21 protein-coding genes are annotated in these 23,551 nt (G+C 62.7%); 5 read left to right on the plus strand and 16 right to left on the minus strand.

Features of this window, described 5'->3' with window-relative positions; all coding sequences use genetic code 11:
* Nucleotides 1-109 precede the first annotated feature (109 nt).
* From AD670_RS16775 to AD670_RS16800, 6 genes are all read right to left on the minus strand, one after another.
* Nucleotides 110-2,179 (minus strand): TonB-dependent copper receptor, encoded by a 2,070-nt coding sequence (locus tag AD670_RS16775; RefSeq protein WP_053134575.1) that lies wholly within the window; start codon nucleotides 2,177-2,179, stop codon nucleotides 110-112.
* A 95-nt stretch (nucleotides 2,180-2,274) separates the two neighbouring features.
* A complete protein-coding gene (locus AD670_RS16780) occupies nucleotides 2,275-2,676 on the minus strand; it encodes a DUF2946 domain-containing protein (RefSeq protein ID WP_082340987.1) in 402 nt (133 codons plus the stop codon).
* Between the two features lie 11 nt (nucleotides 2,677-2,687).
* The gene (locus AD670_RS16785; RefSeq protein ID WP_053134578.1) at nucleotides 2,688-3,170 is read right to left on the minus strand and encodes a copper chaperone PCu(A)C; all 483 of its coding nucleotides are present in this window, start codon (nucleotides 3,168-3,170) and stop codon (nucleotides 2,688-2,690) included.
* A gap of 47 nt (nucleotides 3,171-3,217) precedes the next feature.
* The gene (locus tag AD670_RS16790) at nucleotides 3,218-3,613 is read right to left on the minus strand and encodes a DUF2946 domain-containing protein (RefSeq protein WP_053134582.1); all 396 of its coding nucleotides are present in this window, start codon (nucleotides 3,611-3,613) and stop codon (nucleotides 3,218-3,220) included.
* Between the two features lie 173 nt (nucleotides 3,614-3,786).
* Nucleotides 3,787-4,506: a cobalt-precorrin-6A reductase gene (locus AD670_RS16795; protein WP_053134585.1), complete on the minus strand. Its 720-nt coding sequence runs from the start codon at nucleotides 4,504-4,506 to the stop codon at nucleotides 3,787-3,789.
* Nucleotides 4,503-5,708, minus strand: a complete 1,206-nt coding sequence (locus AD670_RS16800; RefSeq protein ID WP_053134586.1) for a bifunctional cobalt-precorrin-7 (C(5))-methyltransferase/cobalt-precorrin-6B (C(15))-methyltransferase — start codon at nucleotides 5,706-5,708, stop codon at nucleotides 4,503-4,505. The genes AD670_RS16795 and AD670_RS16800 overlap by 4 nt, the downstream gene beginning before the upstream one ends.
* 38 nt (nucleotides 5,709-5,746) lie before the next feature.
* On the opposite strand from AD670_RS16800, the gene cobG reads away from it, so the two are divergent.
* The 5 genes from cobG to AD670_RS16825 all read left to right on the plus strand — a co-directional run bounded on the left by cobG (nucleotide 5,747) and on the right by AD670_RS16825 (nucleotide 11,098).
* Entirely contained in the window at nucleotides 5,747-7,093 is a 1,347-nt protein-coding gene (cobG, locus tag AD670_RS16805) for a precorrin-3B synthase (RefSeq protein WP_053134588.1), read from the plus strand.
* On the plus strand, nucleotides 7,086-7,712 hold the full coding sequence (locus tag AD670_RS16810) for a precorrin-8X methylmutase (protein ID WP_053134590.1): 627 nt from the start codon (nucleotides 7,086-7,088) through the stop codon (nucleotides 7,710-7,712). Before cobG ends, AD670_RS16810 begins: the two co-directional genes overlap by 8 nt.
* A complete protein-coding gene (locus AD670_RS16815; protein WP_053134593.1) occupies nucleotides 7,712-8,443 on the plus strand; it encodes a precorrin-2 C(20)-methyltransferase in 732 nt (243 codons plus the stop codon). The genes AD670_RS16810 and AD670_RS16815 overlap by 1 nt, the downstream gene beginning before the upstream one ends.
* On the plus strand, nucleotides 8,443-10,080 hold the full coding sequence (gene cobJ, locus AD670_RS16820; protein WP_053134595.1) for a precorrin-3B C(17)-methyltransferase: 1,638 nt from the start codon (nucleotides 8,443-8,445) through the stop codon (nucleotides 10,078-10,080). Before AD670_RS16815 ends, cobJ begins: the two co-directional genes overlap by 1 nt.
* Before the next feature lie 238 nt (nucleotides 10,081-10,318).
* The gene (locus tag AD670_RS16825; RefSeq protein WP_053134600.1) at nucleotides 10,319-11,098 is read left to right on the plus strand and encodes a hypothetical protein; all 780 of its coding nucleotides are present in this window, start codon (nucleotides 10,319-10,321) and stop codon (nucleotides 11,096-11,098) included.
* On the opposite strand, the gene AD670_RS16830 is transcribed toward AD670_RS16825, so the two are convergent.
* The 10 genes from AD670_RS16830 to accB all read right to left on the minus strand — a co-directional run bounded on the left by AD670_RS16830 (nucleotide 11,095) and on the right by accB (nucleotide 23,527).
* Nucleotides 11,095-11,691: a MarC family protein gene (locus AD670_RS16830; RefSeq protein WP_003171467.1), complete on the minus strand. Its 597-nt coding sequence runs from the start codon at nucleotides 11,689-11,691 to the stop codon at nucleotides 11,095-11,097. The genes AD670_RS16825 and AD670_RS16830 overlap by 4 nt on opposite strands.
* A gap of 102 nt (nucleotides 11,692-11,793) precedes the next feature.
* The gene (locus AD670_RS16835; protein ID WP_053134604.1) at nucleotides 11,794-14,565 is read right to left on the minus strand and encodes a hybrid sensor histidine kinase/response regulator; all 2,772 of its coding nucleotides are present in this window, start codon (nucleotides 14,563-14,565) and stop codon (nucleotides 11,794-11,796) included.
* Between the two features lie 102 nt (nucleotides 14,566-14,667).
* Nucleotides 14,668-15,960 carry a phosphoribosylamine--glycine ligase gene (gene purD / locus AD670_RS16840; RefSeq protein WP_053134606.1) on the minus strand — a complete coding sequence of 431 codons (1,293 nt, stop codon included), beginning with the start codon at nucleotides 15,958-15,960 and terminating at the stop codon, nucleotides 14,668-14,670.
* A gap of 80 nt (nucleotides 15,961-16,040) precedes the next feature.
* Nucleotides 16,041-17,648 (minus strand): bifunctional phosphoribosylaminoimidazolecarboxamide formyltransferase/IMP cyclohydrolase, encoded by a 1,608-nt coding sequence (gene purH / locus AD670_RS16845; protein WP_053134609.1) that lies wholly within the window; start codon nucleotides 17,646-17,648, stop codon nucleotides 16,041-16,043.
* Between the two features lie 81 nt (nucleotides 17,649-17,729).
* Nucleotides 17,730-18,050, minus strand: coding sequence for a DNA-binding transcriptional regulator Fis (fis, locus tag AD670_RS16850; protein WP_002555375.1), 321 nt, complete (start codon nucleotides 18,048-18,050; stop codon nucleotides 17,730-17,732).
* Nucleotides 18,047-19,060, minus strand: a complete 1,014-nt coding sequence (dusB, locus tag AD670_RS16855) for a tRNA dihydrouridine synthase DusB (RefSeq protein ID WP_053134612.1) — start codon at nucleotides 19,058-19,060, stop codon at nucleotides 18,047-18,049. The genes fis and dusB overlap by 4 nt, the downstream gene beginning before the upstream one ends.
* 185 nt (nucleotides 19,061-19,245) lie before the next feature.
* On the minus strand, nucleotides 19,246-20,499 hold the full coding sequence (locus AD670_RS16860; RefSeq protein ID WP_053134615.1) for a DUF3426 domain-containing protein: 1,254 nt from the start codon (nucleotides 20,497-20,499) through the stop codon (nucleotides 19,246-19,248).
* Between the two features lie 30 nt (nucleotides 20,500-20,529).
* On the minus strand, nucleotides 20,530-21,408 hold the full coding sequence (gene prmA, locus AD670_RS16865; protein WP_053134617.1) for a 50S ribosomal protein L11 methyltransferase: 879 nt from the start codon (nucleotides 21,406-21,408) through the stop codon (nucleotides 20,530-20,532).
* A gap of 278 nt (nucleotides 21,409-21,686) precedes the next feature.
* Complete coding sequence (gene accC, locus AD670_RS16870) at nucleotides 21,687-23,048, minus strand: acetyl-CoA carboxylase biotin carboxylase subunit (protein ID WP_027607998.1); 1,362 nt, start codon at nucleotides 23,046-23,048, stop codon at nucleotides 21,687-21,689.
* 17 nt (nucleotides 23,049-23,065) lie between these two features.
* On the minus strand, nucleotides 23,066-23,527 hold the full coding sequence (accB, locus tag AD670_RS16875; RefSeq protein ID WP_027607997.1) for an acetyl-CoA carboxylase biotin carboxyl carrier protein: 462 nt from the start codon (nucleotides 23,525-23,527) through the stop codon (nucleotides 23,066-23,068).
* Nucleotides 23,528-23,551: the final 24 nt, after the last annotated feature.

Here is a 23,551-nt window from a genome sequence, read left to right on the forward strand (position 1 = left end):
TCCGCAAAGCTTGAATTTTTGTCGTTGGTCAGGCCGCCATCGGGGGCAAGCCCCCTCCCACATGTGGAGTGCATTCCAACTCTGGGAGGGGGCTTGCCCCCCGATGCTTTTAGAAGCTCATGTCCACCTTGGTCCACAGGGTGCGACCTGGTTCCTTGATGGCCTGCGGGTCGTTGGCCGGGTAGCCGAACCCGGCGTTGCCGGCCAGGTTCAAGTGCTCGGCGTAGGCCTTGCCGAACAGGTTGTCGACGCCCGTGCTGACCTTGAAGTTTTTGTTGATGCGGTACGCACCATTCAGCGAGAACACGCCAAAGCCGCCGCTCTTGTCGTAGTCCTTGCCGACCACGTTGCCCTTGTTTTGGTCGATGCGGTTTTGCGCCGCCACCACCCGCCACAGGGCGCCGACGCTCCAGTCGTCTTCGCTGTAGGTCAGGCCGAAACGTGCATCCAGCGGCGGCATTTGCGGCAGGGCCTTGCCGTCGCTGCTGTTCTTGCCCCAGGCGTAGGCGAGGGTGGCGTCGGCCTTCCAGTGTTGCGTCAGCGTGTAGGCCGCGCCCAGTTCGCCGCCCATGATACGCGCGTCCACATTGCGTGCCTGGGAGGTGGTGCCCATCATCCCCGCCCGATAGTCGAACAGGATGAAATCACGCACCTGGCCGACGTAGCCCGACGCCCAGGCCTCCAGGTCGTCAGCCTTGTATTGCGCGCCGACGTCGAGCTGGGTGGTTTTCTCCGGCTTCACGCCGTCGAAGGCGTTGACCGAACCGACTGCGCCGGTGTTGGGCGAGAACAGCTCCCAGTAATCCGGGAAGCGTTCCGAGTGACCCAGGCCCGCGTAGAGGGTGGTAGGACTGTCGGCCAGGTCATGCTCGTAGCGCATAAAGCCCGAGGGCAGGGTATCGGCGCGGGTGTCGTCGGCGGTCGGGTTGGCGCGTGCACTCATCCCCGAGCCGGTGGTTTGCCGAAAGTCCTTGGCCGAGGCGCGGTCCAGGCGCGCGCCGGTGATCAGGCGGTCACGGTCGGCGGCGTACCAGGTGAGCTCGCCGAACACGCCGTAGTTGTGAAAATTGGCGTCCTTGACCTTGGGCAAATCCTTGTAGGTGTCGATGCCCATGCTGCTGCGTTGGCGATGCTCGTTGGTCTGCGCATCCAGGCCGCTGATCAGTTGCACATCGGCCCAACGCCAGGTGGCCTTGATGCGCGCGCCGAGGGTGCGGCGGTCGACGTTGGAGGCCATGGGCCCGGCCATCATCCCGGTGCCCGAGGGCGTGCGCAGGTTGTAGTTGTCCATCACATGGTCGGCGTAGTTGTAGTAGACCTGCGCCTCGACCTTATCCAGCACTTCGCCGATATTCGATTTCTCGAAGCGCAGGCCCAGGCTTTCGCGCAGAAACTGCGAACCGTCCATGCCGCGCCCGGCGTAACGCGCTTCGCCGTCGCCACGGCCGGCGGTGAGCTCCAGCAGGGTGTCGGCATCCGGGGTGAAGCCGACGGCGACGTCGCCATTCCATTTGTCGTAGCGCGAGGCGACGGTGTCGTTGTTGCCGTCCTTGTAGTCATCGGCATGGGCCTGGTTGCCGATCACCCGCACATAGCCCAGCGGCCCGCCAGCGGCGGCATCGATGACCTTGTCGAAGCGCCCGTTGGAGCCGGCCAATACACTGGCATTGAGCCGCGTGCCGAGTTCACCGAAGTGCTCCGGTTCGCGTTCGAACAGGACGGTGCCGGCCGACGCGCCCGGGCCCCAGAGTACGGTTTGCGGGCCTTTGATCACGGTGAGCTTGTCGTAGGTTTCCGGCGAAATGTACGAGGTCGGTGCATCCATCCTGCCGGGGCAGGCGCCGAGCATCATGCTGCCGTTGGTGAGGATGTTCAGGCGCGAGCCGAACATGCCGCGCAGCACCGGGTCGCCATTGGTGCCGCCGTTGCGTACCAGGGCGAAGCCGGGGATGGTCTTGAGGTAGTCGCCGCCGTCGCTGGCGGGCACCGGTTGGCGCGGGTCTTTGGGGTTGGTGACCACGGTCAGCGGCGAGCTGGGGGCGATCGCCGTGATCACGGTGGGGGTCAGCTCGTGCTCGGCGTGTTCATCGGCCAGCGCGTGGGGGGCGAGCAGGGCGCCCCATAGGGCCGCGAGCACAGGGGTGCATCCCAAACGGGAGTCAGCAGTAAACCTGGACATGACAAATTCCATCAATCAATCGTAAACAACACGGCCAGCAGCCTGCGGCTGTCTGTCTAAAGTCGGCCGGGGTGAAGTAACGGTGTCAGGTGCGCTTACGAGGCGATGGGCGGGGCGCGGCTGCGCGCGCCGGGGAAGATGCTCTGCCGGGCATGGCCCAGGCGCGGGGCGGGGGTGAGCGCGTTGGCCGGCGGCGGAGTGCCGATGGCCACGAATGACACGTTGCCAGGCAGGGCCGGGCAACTGAACAGCAGGTCGCAATAACCGCACTTGGCCCAGAGCGCGTGATGTTCGTCAGGGGATTTTTTTGGCTGAGGTTCGCCATGGCAACCGGGCATGTCCATGGACATTTCCATCGACATACCGGCGTGATGATCCATCGGCATCGCTTGGGAAATCAGCGGACCGATAAAGATCATCAGCATGGCGAACAGGCTGATCCAACTGCCGCGCATCACGCGGTGGTGTGGAGACAACCTGGCGCGGGGGGCGCCCATCGAACGTCAGCCTATTGGGCGGGCTTATGTGCGTGGCCGGCCATCGGCGGCACTTTTTGCACCGACACTTCCACCACGACCTTGCCGGCTTTTTCGAAGGTCAGGGTCAGTGGGAATTGCTTGCCATCGGCCAGCACGCTGCGGTCCTTGAGGCCCAGCAACATTACGTGATACGCCATGGGTGCGAAGGTCAGGTCACCCTTGGCCGGTACGGCGACACTGGGCACTTGCTGCATCTTCATCAAGTCGCCCTGCATCACATGCTCATGCAGCTCAGCCTTGTCCGCCACCGGCGTGTCGACACTGAGCAAGCGATCCGGGCTTTCGCCGGTGTTATGAATCACGAAATACGCCGCGACGGTCGGCGCATTCGGCGGCAACTCCTGGGACCAGGGATTGCTGACCAGCAGGTCGCCGGCCTTGTAGTCTTCGGCATTGGCAGCACTGAGCACCGGCAGCAGCAAGGCGGCCAGAAGCAGGGATGATTTGAGCATGGCAGTTCTCCAGAACGGTTCTAAACGCAGTTGATGTGCGAAGAAGATCAGGCCGTTGGAGAGGCGCGGGGGTTAAGGCTCGGCCATTGCTGGCGCGGGGTTGGGGTTTGCAATGGGGTGTGTGGTTGACGCTGTAGCGTCTCGAATCGCGTGAGATACAACTGCGGCACATGCCCCGGCAACGCCACCAACGGCGCCGAGCCAGAGCAACACCAGCAATGCTGCATGGTGGAATGATCGTCCTGCTGCGGCGCCGGAATCTCCAGCTTGCCCAGGGCAATGGTCTTCAGGCTGGCGCCATTGGACGAACAGAAACTGCCCCACAGCAATTGCTGCACAGGGTCCTTGGACTGCTGCATCGCACTGGCCATCGGCATGGCAAAGGCGTTGAACAGCACTGCAAGGCAGGCGATCCAGGCAATTGCAAAGCGTTGACGGGCCATGGCGGACAATCCGTAGGGTTAAACGATCAGGCGGGTATTTAGCCTGATCGGAGGGGATAAGTAAAAAGCGGTGGTGTGGTTTGGTGTCGCAGTGCTGGGTTTGAGGATAGACGGGGAATCGAGGGGATGCCGATCTTCAAGTCAACGGCCCTCCCACATTTGAACTGAGTTGTTCAGGGAGATTGGATTGCCTGCAAGACCGCCGCCACTGTGGCGAACTCCCGGTCCACCGCCGCCAATACCGGCCGCTTCAACACCAACACCGGCACCCCCCGTTCCCGCGCCACTTCCAGCTTCGGTTCGGTGGCGGTACTGCCACTGTTCTTGCTGATCAGCACATCGATCCCGCGCCGTTCAAACAACGCGCTTTCATCTTCAAGCAGAAACGGACCGCGTGCGCCAATCACTTCACAGCGATCATTGCCGGGATACACATCCAGCGCGCGCAACGTCCAGAACTGCTCGGGCGGGATTTCATCAAGGTGCTGCAACGGCTCGCGACCCAAGGTGAACAATGGGCGCTTGAAGGGTTTCAACGCCGCAACTAACTCGGCCCAATCACTGACCTCACGCCAATCGTCACCGGCCTGCGGCTGCCACGCCGGTCGGCGCAACGCCCAGCAGGGGACACCGCACAACTGCGCCGCCAGCGCCGCGTTCTGGCTGATCTGCGCCGCATACGGATGGGTCGCATCGAGGATCAGGCGGATCTGTTCATCGCGAACAAACTGCGCCAACCCTTCGGCCCCGCCATAACCGCCGACACGTACCTGGCAGGTGAGATCGGTAGGCACGCGTCCCACACCCGCCAGGCTGTAGATATGCGCCGGCCCTAAGGTGCGCGCGATAGCCAGCGCTTCGGTCACACCACCCAGCAACAGGATGCGTTTCATCGCGGCTTGACCACTTCCAACAGGGTGATGGGAAGTGCCTGCCGCCAGGTATCGAATTCACCCAGCGGCTGGGCCTGAGCGACGTGGATGCGGGTCAGTTCGCCGCCATGTTGAGCGCGCCAGTTCATCAAGGTCATTTCACTTTGCAGGGTGACGGCATTGGCCACCAAGCGACCGCCGGGGCGCAGGTGTTGCCAGCAGGTGTCGAGCACGCCGTCGCGGGTGACGCCGCCGCCGATGAAGATGGCGTCGGGTGCGGTAAGGCCGTGCAACGCTTGCGGGGCTTTGCCACGAATCAACTGCAAACCGGGCACGCCGAGGGCGTCGCGATTGTGTTCAATAAGGTCCTGGCGGCCTTCGTCTGCTTCAATCGCCAATGCTCGGCAGCTCGGATGGGCGCGCATCCATTCGATACCGATGGAGCCGCTGCCCGCGCCCACGTCCCACAGCAGCTCGCCGGGCATCGGGGCGAGGCGGGCGAGGGTCATGGCGCGTACATCGCGCTTGGTCAGTTGGCCGTCGTGCTGGAAGGCGGAATCGGGCAAGCCAGCGAGGCGCGACAGACGTGGTGTGTCGCTGGAGGCCAGGCAGTCGATGGCGACCAGGTTCAAATCGGCGACACAGGCGTGCTGCCAATCCTCAGCCAAACCGTCGATGCGCCGCTCATCCGCGCCGCCCAGGTGTTCAAATACTGTCAATCGGCTGGGCCCAAACCCGGATTCAGCCAACAACGAAGCAATCAACGCGGGACTGCCGCCGTCATTACTCAGTACCAATAAACGCACCCCTGTGGCCAGATGCGCATTGATCGCCGCCACCGGCCGAGCCACGACGGACAGCGTCACCACCTCCTGCAACGGCCAGCCCAACCGCGCCGCCGCCAATGACACCGACGACGGCGCCGGCAAAATCAGCAGTTCTTCAGCCGCCACCTGCCGTGCCAGGCTGGCGCCCACGCCATAGAACATCGGATCGCCACTGGCCAGCACGCACACAGGCTCGCCACGCCGCGCCAGTACCGGTTCCAGGGAGAACGGGCTCGGCCACAACTGGCGCTCACCGCGAATACACACCGGCAACAGGTCCAACTGGCGCTGACCACCTATAATCCGCGAAGCGCGCAACAGGGCATGCCGAGCATTCCTGCCCAGCCCCTTGAAGCCGTCTTCACCGATGCCTACAACCGTCAGCCAGGGCGACATATCAATTCCTTGAGCGACATCCGACGGGCAGGCTTTTCATGCCGCCGGACAAAGCAGGCATAATACCGCGCCTTTACCCGTCAACCGGTAGCCCCGTGAACCCAACGCCCGCTGTGAATACCTTGCGCCCCTCGGCTTGTCCGGGGTTGCTGCGTATCGTCCAGGCGTTGGATGGCGGTATTTGCCGGATCAAATTGGCCGGTGGCTCGATCAGCGCCGCCCAGGCCCATGCCGTGGCGGATGCAGCCCAGGCCTACGCGGGCGGGGTGATCGAGGCGACCAATCGTGCCAACCTGCAAATACGTGGGATCGGTGCCGAGCAAGACGCCTTGATTGCCATGCTGCTGGCTGCCGACCTGGGCCCGAGTAACGCTGCTGGCGACGACGTCCGCAACCTGATGCTCAGCCCCAGCGCCGGTATCGATCCGCAGATGCTGTTCGACACCCGGCCGCTGGCCGAGCAGATACTCGCCACTTTGCAAAATCATCCGCGTTTCCATGAGCTGTCGGCCAAGTTCGCCGTGCAACTGGATGGCGGCGAAGCCCTGGCGATGCTCGAACATCATCATGATCTGTGGCTGTCGGCGTTCGTACGCAATGGCGAGACGCTCCTCGCGTTCGGCTTGGCAGGGTGTCCAGGGCTGGATGCGCCGTTGGCCGCCGTACAGCTGGAGCAGGGCCATGCGTTGGTGGTGGCGGTGCTGGAGGCGTTTCTTGACCTCGCCACCCCAGAACAAACCCGCATGCGCCATCTGGCTGTGGATAAGTTGCTGAGCCGCCTCAGCCTGTCGTTGCTGCCGGTCGACGGCTTCAAACGCCCGCCCAGCGGCGCGTTGCTGCACCTCGGAACGTATCCGCAAGCGCAGAACAATCAATTCTATGTCGCCGCCATCGCACCCTTGGGGCGCCTGGATTCGACGATGCTCAAGGGCGTCGCGCAACTCGCCGACGAACATGGCGACGGCACAGTGCGCTTCACCCCTTGGCAAGGTGTGCTGCTGCCCAACGTCGAAAAACCCCACGCCGTGACCCAACACCTGGAGCAATTGGGCTTTCTCTGCTCAGTCGACCAACCCCTGGCGCACATGATCGCCTGTACCGGCTCCAGCGGCTGCGGCAAGGCCCTCGCCGACACCAAGGCCGACGCCGTGCAATTGGCCGCGCTGCATCCCGGCCATGACGTGCACCTGTCCGGCTGCTCGCGCTCCTGCGCCGCCGCGCACGTTGCGCCGGTCACCTTGCTGGCGGTGAGCCCCGGCCACTACGACCTCTATTTTCGCGAGGCAGCCCAACCCGGTTTCGGCCGGCTGCACGCGCGCACTCTTTCCATTGAAGCGGCAGGCGCCTTGCTGCGCGCTCGCCCACGGAGCAACACCGATGATTGATTACATCCGCGACGGTCAGGAGATCTATCGCAACTCCTTCGCCATTATTCGCGCGGAAGCCAACTTGGAGCGCATCCCGGCCGACCTGGAGAAACTCGCGGTGCGGGTGATTCATGCGTGCGGCATGGTCGAGGCCATCGATGGCCTGCAGTTCTCCGACGGCGCGGGTAAGGCCGGGCGCGATGCGCTGGCCGCTGGCGCGCCGATTCTGTGTGATGCGCGGATGGTCTCCGAAGGCGTGACCCGTGCGCGCTTGCCGGCCAACAACCCAGTGATCTGCACCCTGCGCGATGACAGCGTGCCGGAGCTGGCACGGGAGCTGGGCAACACCCGTTCCGCCGCCGCCCTGGAGCTGTGGCGTCCGCACCTGGCAGGCAGCGTGGTGGTGATCGGCAATGCGCCGACGGCCCTGTTCTACCTGCTCGAGATGCTGGATGCCGGCGCGCCGAAACCGGCGTTGATCCTCGGCTTCCCGGTCGGGTTTGTCGGCGCTGCCGAATCCAAGGCCATGCTGGCGGCGGATAGCCGTGGCGTACCGTTTGTGATCATGCAGGGCCGTCTGGGCGGCAGTGCCATGGCCGCCGCGGCGGTGAATGCGCTCGCCACGGAGGTCGAATAATGCCCGCACGCGGACGTTTGATCGGCCTGGGCGTCGGCCCCGGCGACCCGGAGTTGATTACCGTCAAGGCCCTGCGCCTGCTGCGCGAATCGCCAGTGGTGGCGTATTTCGTGGCCAAGGGCAAGAAGGGCAACGCCTTCGGCATCATCGAAGACCACTTGGTGCCTCAGCAAACCTTGATGCCACTGGTGTACCCGGTGACCACCGAAGCGCTGCCGGCGCCGCTGTCCTACGAACAGGTGATCAGCGACTTCTACGACACCGCCAGTGTCGATGTGGCCGCGCACCTGGACGCCGGTCGCGATGTGGCAGTGATCTGCGAGGGTGATCCGTTCTTCTACGGCTCCTATATGTATTTGCATGATCGTTTGGCCGAGCGCTATGAAGCCCAGGTCATCCCCGGCGTGTGCTCGATGCTCGGCGGCGCCTCGGTACTCGGCGCGCCGTTGGTGTATCGCAACCAGAGCCTGTCGGTGCTGTCGGGGGTGCTGCCCCATGAAGACCTCAAGCGCCGCCTGGCAGATGCTGACGCAGCGGTGATCATGAAGCTGGGGCGCAACTTCCCCAAGGTGCGCCAGGTCCTCGAAGAACTTGGCCTGGCCGAGCGCGCGCTGTATGTGGAGCGCGCGACCATGGCCAACCAGAAAATCGTGCCGCTGGACCAGGTGGAGCCGATGTCTTCGCCGTACTTCTCGCTGATCATCGTGCCGGGTGAAAGGTGGCAAGGTTGATGAACCCGGCGATTGTCATTCTGGGCCAGGGCAGCCTGGCCACCGCGCGCAGGATCCAGCAGGTTTACCCTGGCGCACTGATCCACGGACTGGTCGGGCGAGTTGAAGGTGCCGACCAGACTTACCGCGAATTTGGCGCGACCCTGCGTCAGCTGTACCAGCAGGGCTCGCCGCTGATCGCCCTGTGTGCGGCTGGCATCGTGATCCGCACCCTGGCGCCGCTGCTGCTGGAGAAGGGCGAGGAGCCGGCCGTACTGGCTGTGGCGGAAGATGGCAGCGCCGTGGTGCCGTTGCTCGGTGGCCTTGGTGGTGTGAACGTCATGGCGCGGGACATCGCTGCTGCACTGGGCGTTGCTGCGGCGATCACCACCAGTGGCGAGCTGCGTTTCGGTACCTGCCTGCTCAACCCGCCTGCGGGTTATGAACTGGCGGATCTGGAGCTGGGCAAGCGCTTTGTCTCGGACCTGCTGGCCGGCGAAAGCGTGCGTATCGAAGGTGCGGCGCCGTGGTTGGATCAGGCGAATTTGCCTCAGGACCAGCAGGCGCATTTAGCCATCCATGTGGGGAATGCCGAGCGCGCGCCGGCCGCCAACGAGTTGCTGATCTATCCGAAGAATGTGTGCGTGACCTGCCAGCCGGGTGCGCAGTTGGCGGAGCGTGTCCGCACGGCGTTGCACGAGGCGGGTATCGCCGTGCAATCCCTGGCCTGCCTGTTGGCCAGTGATCGGCAGATGGCCGAAGCGTCGCTGCATGAAGCCGCGTTGCAGTTGGGTGTGCCGCTGCGTTTTGCCGACGTGACGCCAGGCGCAGACATCGCCATCAGCGTTGCCGAGCAGCCTCTGGACCTGGCCCAGGTCGGCCGCCGCCGTGGTCGCCTCGCCGTGATCGGTCTGGGCCCTGGCGCCGCCGAGCTGATGGTGCCGGCGGTCAAGGCCGAACTCGCGCGTTGCACCGATGTGTTGGGCTATGAAACCTACGTGCGCATGGCCGGGCCGTTCCGCGACGATCAGGTGCAGCACTGCACCGATAACCGCGAAGAGATGCAACGCGCCCGCCACGCGTTTGAGCTGGCCGCGCAGGGGCGCTCGGTGGTGGTGGTGTCGTCCGGCGACCCCGGCGTCTTCGCCATGGCTGCGGCGGTGATCGAGGCGTTGCACGAGTCCAGTGACCCGGCGTGGCACCAGGTTGACCTGCAAATCCTGCCGGGCGTTTCGGCCTCCCTGGCCACCGCCGCCCAGGCCGGTGCGCCGCTGGGCCATGACTTCTGCGTGATGTCCCTGTCGGACAACCTCAAGCCTTGGTCGATTATCGAAAAGCGCCTGGACCTTGCGTCTCAGGCCGATCTGGCCCTGGCGTTCTACAACCCGATCTCGCGTTCGCGGCCGTGGCAGCTGGGGCGCGCCCTGGAAATCGTCGCGCAGCACCGCACGCCTGAAACCCCGGTGGTGCTCGGCCGCGATATTGGTCGTCCGGGCCAGACTCTGCGCGTCACCACCCTGGGGCAACTCACGCCAGACCAAGTCGACATGCGCACCATGGTGTTGATCGGCTCATCCACCACCTGCACATTCCCCCGCGCCGGTGGCGGTGAATGGGTCTATACGCCGCGCTGGTACGGCGAAAAGCCCACGTCCTGAAAACGCCTGGGCGGCCGCACGAAAGCTCCGAATGACAACGGGTGATGATCTGTTGTCGCTCGGGGCTTTTTCTTTTTTGAATCACGAAAGCCGGAAGGCCTGGAGGCGCGCCCCGTCATTGCTGGGCAGCGTTTTTTGGCGGGGGCCGGCAAGCGATGTTTGTGGCCTGGAAGAGCCGCCGGTGACTGGACTAGTGTGGACACAAGCCCCGCGTTGGGGTGTTTGTGGAGAACCGAACATGGAGCGACATCACAGAAGGATCAACAACACAAAACGGCGCAAGTTGATTGCCGCCTACACATTACCCAGGGCGCCAGGCGTGCAGCCCTCATTGCCGCTCGACACGGAGGACGACAGCAACGCGGCGGTGGTCAACAACAGTGTGATTTCGTTTGCCGAGGGCTTGTCCGGGCTGAACCGGGAGTACATCCGCAAAAGTTATCTGCTGGCCAGCAGTTACGTCAGCGATGTATTGAAAATCCACCGAGGTACCGAGGCCTGGTACGACGAATTTATCAAGGTGATGATCAGCCTGGGCTGGCTGCCGGTGCGCAGCAGTTTCGAGCGGGTCTCTCATTCGGGCAAGGGCCTGACGGTGCAACTGGCCGCACTGAATATCATCAGCGCGATGTTGGCGACAATATCGGTTTCGGCGCCGTTGATCGCGGCGCTGCCGAAGCTGGCGGCCGATGCACTGGAAGCGCTGAAGCAGCAGCCGAGCTCTTTCGAACTGTTCAAGCGCAACAGCACGGTGCATCAGGGCGGTGATTTCGGCCTGGCGTCCTGCGCCGAAACGGACGGCGAATTGATGATGGTGCTGGTGACCTACAGCACCCAGGGCGTGAGCAAACAGGTGGGGCTACCGTTCCTGGAATGGGACAGTTCCTCGTTCGAGGCCTTCAGTGGGCAAACCTGCCTGGTGCTGAATACCTCGGTGGTCAACGAAAAAACCATCCAACTGATGCGCGAGAGCGCGGGCGACAAGGTGCAGTTGGCGATTGCCAAGTACCGTATCTAAGGCACCAGGTAACCGCGCACGCCGGTAAAGATGATCTGCGCGGCGAGGGCGCATACGAACAACCCCATTAACCGACTGACAATTTGTAAGCCTTGGTCACCGAGAATCCGTTCGATACGGTTGGACAGGTACAGCACCACGCCCACCGTGAGGCTGGCCAGGGCGATGCTGAGGATGGCGGTGAGCTTGTCGTCCCAGTGCGGTTGGCTGACGCCCATGACCAACAGCGCACCAATGGTGCCGGGGCCGACTGTAAGGGGGATGGTCAGCGGCACGATGGTCACGTCCTGCTGCACGTTGTCGGTCTGCACCGCCGACTTGCCTTGGGCCATGCCCAGGGCGGAGATAAACAGCACACTGCCGGCACCGATGCGGAAGGCATCCACGGTGATACCGAACACGCTGAAGATCACCCGGCCGAACAGGTAGAGCAACACGCTCGACACCAGGGTTGCCAGCGCCACTTTCCAGGCCAGGCGCCGCCGCTCTTTGCTGGAATAGCCACGGGTCAGGCTGATAAAGCAGGACAGCACGAAGAACGGGCTGTAGAGCACCAGCATCTTCAGGTAAACGCTGAATAACACGTGGAGCATGGGGGGGGCTCGCGGGCGGGGAAAGTGTGGAGAGTCTAACAGGCGATACAGAGCAAATGTGGGAGGGGGTTGCCCCCTCCCACATGGGGAAAACATTTCAGATCAAGAGGACGCGTGCTCAGGCCGTTGTTGACGCTGCGCCACCCAGTACTCCACCAGCTCACGCAACTGCGACAACTCCACCGGTTTGGCCATATGCCCGTCCATGCCGGCCTGGCGTGCACGTTCTTTGTGTTCCGAGAGGATATGCGCGGTGAGCGCCACCACCGGCGTGCGAATGCGCTGGTGGCTGACTTCCCACGCGCGCAGTTGCTGGGTGGCCGAGAAACCATCGAGGATCGGCATCTCGCAGTCCATCAACACCAGGTCGTAACGCTGGGCCTTCATCGCCTCCAGCGCTTCTTCACCGTTGCTGGCCGTGTCCGGGTTGAGGTTGAGCTTGCCGAGCATGCCGCGAATCACTTTGGTGGAGATGCTGTTGTCTTCGGCTACCAGGATCTTGAAATCGCTGGGCACGATTACCGCCGCCGGGGCGCTGAGGGACGCGCGGGGCTGCACGCCGCCTTTGCTGCGCTGGGTCAACTCATCCGCCAAGGTGGTCTTGAGGGTGTAACCGGCGACCGGCTTGGCGAGGATGCGCTTGATCCCGCAGTTGCGCGCGATGACCTTGCTCGGCGCATTGCTGATGCCGGTGAGCATGATCAGCAGGATGTCGTGGTTCAGGCTCGGGTCTTCCTTGATCTTCGCGGCCAGTTGCATACCGGTCATGCCGGGCATGTTCTGGTCCAGCAGCACCACATCGAAGTAATCGCGCAGGTGCGCCTTGGTGCGCAGCAGCGCCAGGGCCTCTTTGCCCGATGGTACCGCGCTGACATTCAGGCCCCAGGCCGTGCACTGCTGCACCAGCACTTTGCGACATGTGTCGTTGTCGTCCACCACCAGCACGCGCGCGCCTTTGAGCGGGCCATCGAGGTCGGAGGTGGGGTGTTCCAGGCGTTCCGGGTCCAGCGGCAGGGTCAGCCACAGCGTGCTGCCCTGATGGCTGCCGCTCTTGATGCCGAATTCGCCGTTCATCAACAGGATCAATTGGCGCGCGATCACCAGGCCCAGGTGGCCGCTCAAACGGGTCGCCGAGAGGAAATTCTTGCTGTGCAGTTCGCTGTGCAGCAAGGCTTCGCGTTCGGCGGCTTCCATTGGCAGGCCGCTGTCCTGCACGGCAATGCGCAGGCGCGGTTTGGTGCTGCGGTCGTCCAGGGCGACGACGATCAGCACTTCGCCTTCGTCGGTTTTGTGCAGGGCGTTTTCCAGCAGGCTCAGCATCGTCTGGCGCAGGCGTGTCGGGTCACCGCTGATGACGCGCGGCACCTGGGGCTGGATAAAGCTGATCAACTCGACATTCTGCTGTTCGGCTTTGGCGCGGAAGATGCTCAGGCAGTCCTCGATCAGCGCATTGAGGTCGAACTGCACGTCATCCAGTTCGATCTGCCCGGATTCGAGCTTCGAGATGTCGAGAATCTCGTTGATCAGCGTCAGCAGTTCGTTCCCGGCGCTGTGGATGGTTTGCACGTAGTCGCGCTGCTTCACCGACAGCGGCGTGCCCAGCAGCAGTTCGGTCATGCCCAGCACGCCGTTCATGGGGGTGCGGATTTCGTGGCTGATCTTCGCCAGGAATTCGGCCTTGGCAGCGATCTCGGCATTGCTCGCGGCCAGGTCGCGGCTGAGGCTGAAGCGGGCTTCGACAATGGCGCGCTGGCGCTCGCCGAGGGCTAGGCTCATCAACAGGCCGCTCAGGCAGATAAAGGCCAGCAGGGTCACGATCAGACCCTGGGGCGACACCATCGTCAGCCCCAGCAATGCCGGGAGGATGATCAGCGTACCGATGTTGAACACCACCATGCCTGCCACGAACAAGCGCGCCGGGCGGTAGCCTTTCTGCCAGTGACACGCCGAGACAAACAGCATGCTCAGGCCGGCCAGGGCCACCAGCGCGTAGGTGATGATGTTCAGTGGCAGGGTGTTGACGAACAACAGCAGCAGGCCGCACAGCACGATAAACAGGATGTCGGCCATCAACAGCTTGTTCAGCGGGTGTGGACCGAGGGGCATGAAGAAGCGATAGGCAAACATCAGTCCGCACGGCGCGGTCAGCAGCAGGGCCAGGTAGGCCCCAGGGGTCTGGACCGCGTGCCAGTTCGGCAGCCAAGGGCCCACCAGGTTGAGCAGCAGCGCCAGGCTGAGCATCAGCAGCAGTTCGCAGGCCGCCAGCCACAGGCTGCTGCGCGAGCGATGGTAGGCGAAGCGCGTCAGGTTATGCAGGATCAGCATCAGCAGGCAGCCGAACAGCAGGCCGTAGATCAGTGACTGGGTCTGGTCCGCAGCGGCCAGTACGGCCGGTTCCAGGGTGATATAGGGGCGCAGTTCGTGTTCCGAGACCAGGCGCAGGTAGACGTCGAGGGGCTTTGGGCTCTGTGGCATCGGCAGCATGAAGTCGCTGCTGGGCAATGGGCGTTCCGCCTGGGGCTGGCGGGTGCCAGTGCTTTGCTGCTCGACCAGGGAGTCGCCGTCCAGCACATAGAGGTTCAGGTGCGACAGGTCCGGGGCGAATATCCGCAGCACTTGCTCGTGCTTGCCGGGCTGCAGCTTGAAACGTACCCACAACGCGCCGTCCGGTGCCGCCGCGGTAATGCGGTCCAGTTCGATGGGGCTGAATTGATTGGTGTAGCGCGAGGAGCGGATGTCGCTCAGCTGCAGGTCAGCCTGTTCATCAAGCAATACTGCCCAGCCACTGCCTTGCGCGGCGGCCTGGGCCGGAAACAAGCAGAGCAGTGTCAGCAGACTGACAGTAAAACCTATGGCGATCCTGAGCCAGCGCACGGCGAAATCCCTTCGTAGGTTGATGCACGGTTAACTATGCGCGGGGAGGCCTGTATACGGCAAGGGCCAGAGGCCCTTGCCTAACCGAACGGATAGCTAGTGTTACTGGCTTTCGCCACGTTCACGGGCAATGGCGCGGTAGCCGATGTCCGTGCGGTAGAAGCAGCCTTTCCAGTCGATTTTTGCCGCTAGCTTGTAGGCTTGTTGCTGCGCAGCGTCGACGCTGGCGCCCATCGCGGTGGCGCACAGGACACGACCGCCGGCGGTGACAACCTTGCCGTCCTTGAGCGCGGTGCCCGCATGGAACACCTTGCCTTCCAGCGTAGCCGCCGCGTCCAGGCCTTCAATCACATCGCCCTTGGCGTAGTCGGCCGGGTAACCTCCGGCGGCCAGCACGATGCCGACGCTTGGACGTGGATCCCACTGCGCTTCAACCTTGTCCAGGGCCTGGGCCAATGCGGCTTCCACCAGCAGCACCAGGCTCGATTGCAGGCGCAGCATCACCGGTTGGGTTTCCGGGTCGCCGAAGCGGCAGTTGAACTCGATGACTTTCGGGTTGCCGGCTTTGTCGATCATCAGACCGGCGTAGAGGAAGCCGGTGTACACGTTGCCTTCGTCGGCCATGCCACGCACGGTTGGCCAGATCACCAGGTCCATCACGCGCTGGTGCACGTCGGCGGTAACCACCGGGGCCGGGGAGTAGGCACCCATGCCGCCGGTGTTCGGGCCGCTGTCGCCGTCGCCGACGCGTTTGTGGTCCTGGCTGGTGGCCATCGGCAGCACGTTCTTGCCGTCGACCATCACGATAAAGCTGGCTTCTTCGCCATCGAGGAATTCCTCGATGACAACGCGCGAACCTGCATCACCAAAGGCGTTACCGGCGAGCATGTCACGCACGGCGTCTTCGGCTTCCTGCAGGGTCATGGCGACGATCACGCCTTTACCGGCGGCCAGGCCGTCGGCCTTGATCACGATTGGCGCACCTTTTTCACGCAGGTAAGCCAGGGCCGGCTCGATCTCGGTGAAGTTCTGGTAGTCGGCAGTCGGGATCTTGTGGCGCGCGAGGAAATCCTTGGTGAAGGCTTTCGAGCCTTCCAGTTGGGCCGCGCCGGCGGTGGGGCCGAAGCAATCCAGGCCACGGCTGCGGAACAGGTCCACGACACCGGCAACCAGTGGGACTTCCGGACCGACGATGGTCAGGGAGACGTTTTTCTCGGCGAAGTCGGCCAGTTGCTCAAGGGCCAGTACGTCGATAGCGACGTTTTCGCACTTGGCTTCGATGGCGGTACCGGCGTTGCCGGGGGCGACGAAGACTTTCTGGACGCGTGGGTCCTGGGCAACTTTCCAGGCCAGGGCGTGCTCACGGCCACCGCTGCCAATGATCAAAACATTCATTTCAAAAACCTCTGTGAAACGCTGTGCTTTCTGTAGGAACTAGGCGTCCCCTCGCTCCTACAGTAGGAAAGCAGTGGTGTTTAGTGACGGAAGTGGCGCATGCCGGTGAAGACCATGGCAATGCCGGCTTCATCAGCAGCGGCGATCACCTCGGCATCACGCATCGAGCCACCCGGTTGGATCACGGCCGTCACGCCCGCTTTCGCGGCGTTGTCCAGGCCATCACGGAACGGGAAGAATGCATCGGACGCCATCACCGAACCGGCCACCTGCAGACCGGCGTGCTCAGCCTTGATCGCAGCGATACGCGCCGAGTTCACGCGGCTCATCTGGCCAGCGCCGACACCGATGGTCTGGCGGTTCTTGGCGTAGACGATAGCGTTGGATTTAACGTACTTGGCCACTTTCCAGGCGAAGATCAGGTCGTTGATCTCTTGCTCGGTCGGGGCGCGCTTGGTCACGACTTTCAGGTCTGCGCTGCCGATCATGCCGATGTCGCGGCTCTGTACCAGCAAGCCGCCATTGACGCGCTTGTAGTCCCAGGCAGCGGCACGTTCAGCCGACCACTCGCCGCAGGCCAGCAGGCGTACGTTGGCTTTGGCGGCCACGATGGCGCGGGCTTCTTCGCTCACGGAAGGGGCGATGATCACTTCGACGAACTGACGCTCGACGATGGCCTTGGCGGTTTCGGCGTCGAGCTCACGGTTGAACGCGATGATGCCGCCGAAGGCCGATTCGGTGTCGGTGGCGTAGGCCAGTTCGTACGCCTGGCGGATACCGCCTTCAGCGTCCGGGCTCACGGCCACGCCGCACGGGTTGGCGTGCTTGACGATCACGCAGGCCGGCTTGACGAAGCTCTTCACGCATTCCAGCGCGGCGTCGGTGTCGGCCACGTTGTTGTAGGACAGCTCTTTGCCTTGCAGTTGGGTCGCGGTGGCGATGCCCACTTCGGCAGGCTTGGCTTCCACGTAGAACGCCGCGCTCTGGTGCGGGTTCTCGCCGTAGCGCATTTCCTGGGCCTTGATGAACTGGCTGTTGAAGGTGCGCGGGAACTGGCTGCGGCCTTCTGTGCTCAGGGTTTCGGCGGCCTGGTTCACGGTGCCCATGTAGTTGGCGATCATGCCGTCGTAGGCGGCGGTGTGTTCGAACGCCTTGAGCATCAGGTCAAAACGCTGGGCGTAGGTCAGGCCACCGGCTTTCAGGCTTTCCAGCACCTGGGCGTAGTCGCTGGCGTTGACCACGATGGCCACGTCTTTATGGTTCTTGGCCGCCGAGCGAACCATGGTCGGGCCGCCGATATCGATGTTTTCGATAGCGGTCGGCAGGTCGCAGCCTGGCTTGTTGATGGTGGCTTCGAACGGGTAGAGGTTAACGGCCACCAGGTCGATCGGCTTGATGCCGTGCTCGGTCATGATGGCGTCGTCGATGCCGCGGCGGCCGAGGATGCCGCCGTGGATTTTCGGGTGCAGGGTCTTGACGCGACCGTCCATCATTTCTGCGAAACCGGTGTAGTCCGCCACTTCCACTGCGGCCACGCCGTTGTCCTGCAGCAGTTTGAAGGTCCCGCCGGTGGAGAGGATTTCCACGCCCAGGGCTTCCAGCTCCCGGGCAAATTCGAGGATCCCGGTCTTGTCGGAGACACTGATCAAGGCGCGGCGGATCGGCAGGCGGGTAGTCTGGTCGGTCATTTCAATTTCCATCAAAAGCAAAGGAGTCAGCAAAAAAGGCGACCGGTTTTACGCGGGCGCCTTTCTGGTTTGATTGAATGCTTACAGCAAATCGTATTGCTTGAGCTTTTTGCGCAAGGTGCCACGGTTGAGGCCCAGCAGCTCACTGGCTTTGGTCTGGTTGCCCTTGACGTAGTTCATCACGCTTTCGAGCAGGGGCGCCTCGACTTCGGAGAGCACCAGGTTGTACACGTCCGTGACGGAAGCGCCCTCAAGGTGGGCGAAATAATTATGCAGCGCCTTCTCGACACTCCCGCGAAGGGTCTGGCCTTCTTCGCTCGGCGTGTTGAGGTGCTGTTTTAAATTGACGTTGTCGCTCACGGGTGTTGTTCCACTCACTAAAGTCTCGGTCATCATCGTCATGCGGCCACCCATTCTCCGTCCCCTGCTCTCAGGCTCTTGTCTCGTTCGGCAAAAAACTCACGAACGGCGGTGACCTGTGCTTGCGTTTCATCCAAACGATTGAAGCCGGCGCGAAACTCCCTGGCGCCCGGCAGGGTTGCGAGATACCAACCCACATGCTTGCGAGCAATACGCACGCCCATCACGTCCCCATAGAAGGTGTGAAGTGCAGCCAGATGCTCTAGCAGAATACGTTCCACCTCGACCAGCTCCGGCGCCGGCAGGACTTCACCCGTACGCAGAAAATGCTCGATCTCACGAAAAATCCACGGCCGTCCCTGTGCGGCACGGCCAATCAACACACCATCGGCACCGGTGGCGTGCAGCACGCGCCGGGCTTTTTCGGCTGAGTCGATGTCGCCATTGGCAAAGACCGGCATCGACACCGCCTGCTTGATCGCGGCGATGGTGTCGTACTCGGCTTCACCGGTATAAAGGTCGGCGCGGGTGCGGCCATGCACCGCCAGCGCTGTAATGCCTGCCTGTTCGGCGATTTTCGCCACTGTCAGGCCGTTCTTGTTGTCCCGGTCCCAGCCGGTCCGAATCTTCAGGGTCACCGGCACATCCACTGCGGCGACAACGGCCTGCAGGATCTCGGCAACCAATTGCTCATCTTTCAACAATGCGGAACCGGCGGCCTTGTTGCAGACCTTCTTGGCCGGGCAGCCCATGTTGATATCGATGATCTGTGCGCCCAACTCCACGTTGGCTCGGGCCGCATCCGCCAGCATTTGCGCATCGCCACCGGCGATCTGTACCGAGCGGGGCTCGGGATCACCTTCGTGGATCATGCGCATCCGCGATTTGCGGGTGTTCCACAAGCTCATGTCGCTGGTGACCATTTCCGAGACTACAAGACCCGCGCCCAAACGTTTACACAGCTGACGAAAGGGCTGGTCGGTGACGCCCGCCATTGGGGCGAGAATCAAGCCGTTCTGCAATGTATATGGGCCGATGCGTACCGCCGACATAGGACTTCCCTGTTGTGGGGCCGGATCATTAGAGTTCGAAAAAGGGTTGGCATGATACCCGCTCTCGATGACTGGATAAAGGCTGAATTGGATAAAATCTGAACAGTTATTTCTTTATCGCCGCCGGTTTGGATGCCCGGCGCCCAGTCAATAATCCACCGTCAAGCTTCGGTGCGTGAGCCGATTCACTCGGGCGAGTGGAAGCTCAAGCTGTAATTCACGGCTTTATTGCCCGGATCGAGGATGTCCAGAGAGATATGGATCGGGGTCTGTGATGGCATTTCGATCGCCCCGGCCAGCTCGCCTCCCAGATATTCGGCCGGCTTGAAGCGACGACTGGCAATAAGGCCGCCATTGAGGTCGGCAAAACGCAGCTCCAGCAGCGGAAAGGGCTGGGAGAACGTCGCGCGGTTATAGATGATCGCGTCCACCACCAGCGCCCCGGCGAACTCCGGATGGCTGCGCACCACCAGATTGCTGCTCTTGATATGGGCGATATCGACCCGCGACGGCACCGTGCAGCCCAGGGTTGGGCACAGTTGCTGGAACCACGGGCGGTATGCGTCCTGGCGGGCCAGATCGTCGAATTGATAGGCAATGTACTGGATTGCCAGGCCGGCTGCGGCGATCAGTACCAGCAGCATCCAGATCAGGCGGCGACCCAGGCCCTGCGGACGTTTTTGCGCGTAAAGGTGCAGCGGGTCGTCTTCCAGGTCCAGGAGCAGGTCGTCGTGGGCGGTGGCTTCGGGGCGCTGGCGCTTGCGACGCAGTGCTGGGCGCTCTTCGGGTTCCGGTGCGTCCGCGGTTACGGCTACGGGGGTGAAGGGCGGGTCGCGATCATCATCGTCCGCAGTGGGGTGCTGCGGCGATTCAGCGTCCAGATCGTCGGTGTGCAGCGACATGGATGGTTCGGTGCGCTGCCGGGTCGCAGGGGGCGAGGTCGGTTGGTCTGCTTCAGGCGTGTATTCAACGGCCTGGACGCGTTCTTCAGGCGGCTCGCTGAACAGGCTGGCGGCCCATTTTTCTTCTTCGGCCTTGAGGGTTTCACGGCTGGCGCTGAGGGTGTCTTCCTTCTGCCGACGGTCCGTCCCCAGCTGGCGACGTTCGCTGCCCACGGGCTGGGTGTGCTGAATCTCGCGGCGTTCCAGTTTGGCCAGTTCTTCGTCGAGGTCCAGGGCGTCCAGGTCCAACTCTTCGGCGGTCCACTGCTTCTGGCTGATTGCCCTCGGGGCCTGGGGCATCAACTCAGTGGCGTGCTCAGCGACCACGCTTTGCGGCGCAGGCGCCTGGGCGCGCTGCTCCAGCAACTGGCGCGCAGCGTTGAAGACTTGCAGGCACGAGCCGCAGCGAACCACGCCGCGAGCCACGCTCAATTGAGCGTGGTTGACGCGAAAGCGTGTCTGGCAATGCGGGCACTGGGTGACGAAACTGTCGGTCATGCGGCCATCCGATTCAGGCAAGCGCTCATTCTAGCGCCGACGCCCGCTGATGCGTACCCAGCCATCACGGTTAGCGATCGGATCCAGCTCGAAATCCTTGGCGTAGGCGGCGGCGACATCTTCGCCTTGCTCGGCGAGGATGCCCGACAGCGCCAGGCGCCCACCTGGCTTGACCAGGCTCGACAGTTGCGGCGCCAGGGAAACCAGCGGGCCGGCGAGGATATTGGCGACCAGCACATCAGCCTGCACCTGGGGCAAATCCTGCGGCAGGTAGAGCGGGAATTTGCCTTCAGGAATGTTGTTGCGCCCGGCGTTGTCGCGGGATGCTTCCAGGGCCTGGACGTCGATGTCGGTGCCCACGGCTTCCTTGGCGCCCAGCAACAGGGCGGCAATCGCCAGGATCCCCGAGCCACAGCCGAAATCCAGCACGTGGCTGTCGGTCAGGTCCTGGCCGTCCAGCCATTCCAGGCACAGTGCGGTGGTGGGGTGGGTGCCGGTGCCGAACGCCAGGCCCGGGTCGAGCAGCAGGTTAACGGCGTCCGGCTCTGGGGCGGCATGCCAGCTCGGCACGATCCACAGGCGCTGGCCGAAACGCATCGGCTGGAAGTTGTCCATCCAGCTGCGTTCCCAGTCCTGGTCTTCAATGATTTCGCTGTGATGCTCAGGCAGTGGGCTGCCGGTGAGCAATTCCATATGGGCCAGAACGGCGGCAGCATCGGTGCCGTCTTCGAACAGGGCCAGCAGATGGGTGTGGGACCACAGCGGAGTGGTATTCAGCTCGGGTTCGAAGATCGGCTGGTCTTCGGCGTCCATGAAGGTGACCGAGACGGCGCCCACTTCGAGGAACGCGTCTTCGTAGGTTTCGGCTTGTTCTGGGCTGATGGCGAGACGGACTTGCAGCCAAGGCATGGCGGGCACCTTTGAAAAAGTGAGTGTGCAGCGGGGTGGGGCTGCGAAAGCGCGCAAGTTTACGCGAGCGAACAGCAGAAGACGACATTACTGAGTGAATGCGGACCAAATGTGGGAGGGGGCTTGCTCCCGATTGCAGTGTGCCAGCCTCAGTATCTGTAACTGATCCACCGCTATCGGGAGCAAGCCCCCTCCCACATTTGGACTGTGTGCATCCTGGAAAACAGGTGTGCAGAAACAACAAAGCCGCCCGAAGGCGGCTTTGTTGGGTGGAGCGCTTACTGGTTAGCCAGCTTGTGTTCCAGGTAGTGAATGTTCACACCACCCTCGCAGAAGCCTTCATCACGAACCAGGTCCCGGTGCAGCGGGATGTTGGTCTTGATGCCGTCGACCACGATTTCGTCCAGGGCATTGCGCATACGGGCCATGGCCTCGTCGCGGGTCGCGCCCCAGGTGATCAGCTTGCCGATCAGCGAGTCGTAGTTGGACGGAACCTTGTAGCCGCTGTACAGGTGCGAATCCACACGTACACCGTTGCCGCCGGGCGCGTGGAAATGCTTGACCAGGCCAGGGCTTGGGATAAAGGTCTTCGGGTCTTCGGCGTTGATCCGGCACTCCAGGGAGTGGCCGTGGATCTTCACGTCATCCTGGGTGAAGGACAGCACGTTGCCAGCGGCGATGCTGAGCATCTCCTTGACGATGTCGATACCGGTGACCATCTCCGAAACCGGGTGCTCTACCTGCACACGAGTGTTCATCTCGATGAAGTAGAAGCGGCCGTTCTCGTAGAGGAACTCAAAGGTACCGGCGCCACGGTAGTTGATGTCGATGCACGCCTTGACGCAGCGAGCCAGGACTTCCTGACGCGCTTTTTCATCCAGGCCCGGTGCCGGTGCTTCTTCCAACACTTTCTGGTGACGACGTTGCAGCGAGCAATCGCGGTCGCCCAGGTGGATGGCGTGACCCTGGCCGTCGGACAAAACCTGCACTTCCACGTGACGTGGGTTGGTCAGGTACTTCTCCAGGTAGACCATCGGGTTGCCAAACCAGGCAGCCGCTTCGGAGCGAGTCTGCTTGGCCGCTTCGATCAGCTCTTCTTCCTTGTGCACCACGCGCATACCGCGACCACCACCGCCACCGGCGGCCTTGATGATCACCGGGTAACCGACTTCGCGACCAATGCGCAGAGCGGTTTCCTCGTCTTCAGGCAGTGGGCCGTCGGAGCCAGGAACGGTTGGCACGCCGGCTGCGATCATGGCGTCCTTGGCCGAGACCTTGTCGCCCATCAGGCGAATGGTTTCGGCTTTCGGGCCGATGAAGGCAAACCCGGATTTTTCCACCTGTTCGGCGAAATCGGCGTTTTCCGCGAGGAAGCCGTAGCCCGGGTGGATGCCATCAGCGCCGGTCACTTCTGCCGCAGCGATGATGTTCGAGACTTTCAGGTACGAGTTCGTGGCCAGTGGCGGGCCGATGCAGATGCTTTCGTCCGCCAGTTTCACGTGCATCAATTCGGTATCGGCCGTCGAGTAAACAGCGACGGTCTTGATGCCCTCTTCCTTACAGGCGCGCAGGATACGCAGCGCGATCTCGCCGCGGTTGGCGATCAGGACTTTTTGCAGTTTCTTCGCAGGTTTCAACATCGAAGGCGCTCCGCGGTTCAAACGATGGTGAACAGCGGCTGGTCGTACTCAACCGGCTGACCGTTTTCTACCAGGATGGATTCGATGACGCCGGCTTTTTCGGCCGTGATGTGGTTCATCATCTTCATCGCTTCAACGATGCAGATGGTGTCGCCCACTTTCACGGTCTTGCCCACTTCAACGAAGGCTGGCGAGGTAGGTGCCGGGGTGCGGTAGAAAGTACCGACCATTGGCGACTTGACCACGAAACCGTTCAGCGCTGGGGCAGCCGGTGCAGCAGGTGCAGCGGCAGCAGCAGGAGCGGCGGCCGGAGCAGCAGCTGGAGCCGGTGCTTGCATCTGTGGTGCGTAGAACTGTTGGGCCGGGGTCTTACTGTGGCGGCTGATCCGTACGGACTCTTCGCCTTCCTTGATTTCCAGCTCGTCGATACCGGATTCTTCCAGCAGTTCGATCAGTTTCTTAACTTTACGGATATCCATGAATCATCAACTCCCAAGGGTCGG

It is taken from the genome of Pseudomonas sp. MIACH (genome assembly GCF_001269925.1).
GTDB lineage: Bacteria > Pseudomonadota > Gammaproteobacteria > Pseudomonadales > Pseudomonadaceae > Aquipseudomonas.

What these genes read in the sequence shown, in the direction of transcription:
- AD670_RS16790 (WP_053134582.1), bottom strand. Translation starts at nt 3,613, where the DNA reads ATGGCCCGTCAACGCTTTGCAATTGCCTGGATCGCCTGCCTTGCAGTG.
- AD670_RS16780 (WP_082340987.1), bottom strand. Translation starts at nt 2,676, where the DNA reads ATGGGCGCCCCCCGCGCCAGGTTGTCTCCACACCACCGCGTGATGCGC.
- AD670_RS16800 (WP_053134586.1), bottom strand. Translation starts at nt 5,708, where the DNA reads ATGTCGCCCTGGCTGACGGTTGTAGGCATCGGTGAAGACGGCTTCAAG.
- cobJ (WP_053134595.1), top strand. Translation starts at nt 8,443, where the DNA reads ATGAACCCGGCGATTGTCATTCTGGGCCAGGGCAGCCTGGCCACCGCG.
- AD670_RS16825 (WP_053134600.1), top strand. Translation starts at nt 10,319, where the DNA reads ATGGAGCGACATCACAGAAGGATCAACAACACAAAACGGCGCAAGTTG.
- AD670_RS16815 (WP_053134593.1), top strand. Translation starts at nt 7,712, where the DNA reads ATGCCCGCACGCGGACGTTTGATCGGCCTGGGCGTCGGCCCCGGCGAC.
- purD (WP_053134606.1), bottom strand. Translation starts at nt 15,960, where the DNA reads ATGAATGTTTTGATCATTGGCAGCGGTGGCCGTGAGCACGCCCTGGCC.
- prmA (WP_053134617.1), bottom strand. Translation starts at nt 21,408, where the DNA reads ATGCCTTGGCTGCAAGTCCGTCTCGCCATCAGCCCAGAACAAGCCGAA.
- dusB (WP_053134612.1), bottom strand. Translation starts at nt 19,060, where the DNA reads ATGTCGGCGGTACGCATCGGCCCATATACATTGCAGAACGGCTTGATT.
- AD670_RS16810 (WP_053134590.1), top strand. Translation starts at nt 7,086, where the DNA reads ATGATTGATTACATCCGCGACGGTCAGGAGATCTATCGCAACTCCTTC.
- cobG (WP_053134588.1), top strand. Translation starts at nt 5,747, where the DNA reads ATGCCGCCGGACAAAGCAGGCATAATACCGCGCCTTTACCCGTCAACC.
- AD670_RS16785 (WP_053134578.1), bottom strand. Translation starts at nt 3,170, where the DNA reads ATGCTCAAATCATCCCTGCTTCTGGCCGCCTTGCTGCTGCCGGTGCTC.
- accB (WP_027607997.1), bottom strand. Translation starts at nt 23,527, where the DNA reads ATGGATATCCGTAAAGTTAAGAAACTGATCGAACTGCTGGAAGAATCC.
- purH (WP_053134609.1), bottom strand. Translation starts at nt 17,648, where the DNA reads ATGACCGACCAGACTACCCGCCTGCCGATCCGCCGCGCCTTGATCAGT.
- AD670_RS16775 (WP_053134575.1), bottom strand. Translation starts at nt 2,179, where the DNA reads ATGTCCAGGTTTACTGCTGACTCCCGTTTGGGATGCACCCCTGTGCTC.
- AD670_RS16860 (WP_053134615.1), bottom strand. Translation starts at nt 20,499, where the DNA reads ATGACCGACAGTTTCGTCACCCAGTGCCCGCATTGCCAGACACGCTTT.
- fis (WP_002555375.1), bottom strand. Translation starts at nt 18,050, where the DNA reads ATGACGATGATGACCGAGACTTTAGTGAGTGGAACAACACCCGTGAGC.
- accC (WP_027607998.1), bottom strand. Translation starts at nt 23,048, where the DNA reads ATGTTGAAACCTGCGAAGAAACTGCAAAAAGTCCTGATCGCCAACCGC.
- AD670_RS16795 (WP_053134585.1), bottom strand. Translation starts at nt 4,506, where the DNA reads ATGAAACGCATCCTGTTGCTGGGTGGTGTGACCGAAGCGCTGGCTATC.
- AD670_RS16830 (WP_003171467.1), bottom strand. Translation starts at nt 11,691, where the DNA reads ATGCTCCACGTGTTATTCAGCGTTTACCTGAAGATGCTGGTGCTCTAC.